This window comes from Ruoffia tabacinasalis, from assembly GCF_005864045.1.
GTDB lineage: Bacteria > Bacillota > Bacilli > Lactobacillales > Aerococcaceae > Ruoffia > Ruoffia tabacinasalis.
In genome coordinates this window covers 1-1,661 of sequence record NZ_VBSP01000095.1, presented here as the reverse complement: position 1 = coordinate 1,661, position 1,661 = coordinate 1, and the positions used below count along the sequence as shown (strand labels likewise).

The window sequence follows — 1,661 nt, the reverse complement described above, 5'->3', positions numbered from 1 at the left end:
CCTGAATAATTCATACTTTTAAATATTGAGTTATTCTAGTCGTTATTTTTCAATTTTGGATCACTTTATCGAAATTAAAATATTTTAATCGATTTTCTAAGCTAAAGAAAAACTTTTTAGTCTCATCTCACGAATTTTGGGCGCACTTCTCCCTAGGCCATTTAAAAGGTTTTAAAAAACAGGTTCTTTAAATGTACTGCCGAATCCTTTGGATTTGCCTGAATACTGCATAAAACTCTCGCTGATAAACATGGGAACTCGATAGTTTTAAATAGATTCGTCTTGCTGTAGTGACGAGCTTTCCAGCCACTTTAAATAGACGAAGACGTATCGTATTCACTTGGAGTCCTTTTGATTTTGGTTCAAAACATATGGTACGTAAGAAATTAACCACATTGTATGCCAACAGACTAATCATCATGCGTGCCTCGTTTTCAAGGAATTCTGGGCTATCTGTTTTATCGAAAAAGAAGCTATTTTTGGCTTCTTTAATATAGTTTTCCATGGTACCGCGTTTATTGTAGGTTTCAAATACTCTTTTAGCCGAGATGTTCTCTGAGAAATTCGTGACAATAAAGGAATGGTTAAAAAGGAGTTCACCTACTTCTCGAGTCGAACGGACACAGACACGTCGGGACTTCGTCCAAGAGGCTGCTTGGTATGAAACCGAGTGATAATATACTTCTTTTTCATCCCATGGATGATCAGTATCATAGAACACAAATTCTTCAGCTAAGCGATACAAATTTCTATTGGCCTTTAGCCGAATAACATAATGATTTTCGTATAATTCACATAAATCATAAATATCCGGTGTCGCGAATCCACTATCTCCCCGAACGAGAATATCGGTGGTTGGAATCGCTTGGTTATAATGCTCCAATAACGGTTTAAGAAATTCTTTAACCCCTTTAGAAGTATATTGGTTACCTGAACGAAGTTTAGCTTTTAAAAAATCACCGGTTATCCCATCAAACGCCACTAATGGGTGATAGCCATTTGTTCCATAGTGGGCGTTGTAAGCTGTCTGTTCTTGATTGCCGAATGTATCTGAATGGGTAGAATCTAAATCGATGATCATGTTTGTATCGTTACGAAGGAGACGAGCTTTGTCAATTAACGCTTGATTGAATACTTGAAGTGAGTCAATTGTTTCGCCTACTACACGATCATAAAGCCGAGAGATTGATGATTGAGAAGCCAACGGCTTATCGGTTGAGAACGTCTGTAATACCGGATCATGCTGTAAAATATTTGCAGCAGAATCAGTATTATAACCACCTATAATTTGCAGAATTAACTGTTTTAGAATCTTATGATTCGTGTGTGTCCAATATTTACGACTGTCGTTAAATGTAACAATATCTTCAGAGAGCTGAGTAAATTGGAAAGCATCCATTAATTCATCGATTAGGACTAAACCAGAATCACTTGATAAACGACCACCATCATGAGAAACGATTAAATTATTGTTGAATTTTACGGCATTTTCTTGTAAAGTAACCACTGAGAGAACCCCTTTCTATGGTAGTTTGTGGTGAATTAACCATATCAGAAAGGGGGTCTTTTTTCATCACCTAATGGGTGATGAAGCAGATTACTTTAAAGACTATTAAATCAATGTTAGGAAAGACTATTAGTAAAACTATGAATTATTCAGG

General features: G+C 36.2%; 1 protein-coding gene. It reads right to left on the bottom strand.

The window, feature by feature from the left end; all coding sequences use genetic code 11:
- Positions 1–187 precede the first annotated feature (187 nt).
- Positions 188–1,507: an IS1380 family transposase gene (locus tag FEZ33_RS12165; RefSeq protein WP_138405605.1), complete on the bottom strand. Its 1,320-nt coding sequence runs from the start codon at positions 1,505–1,507 to the stop codon at positions 188–190.
- Between the last annotated feature and the right edge of the window lie 154 nt (positions 1,508–1,661).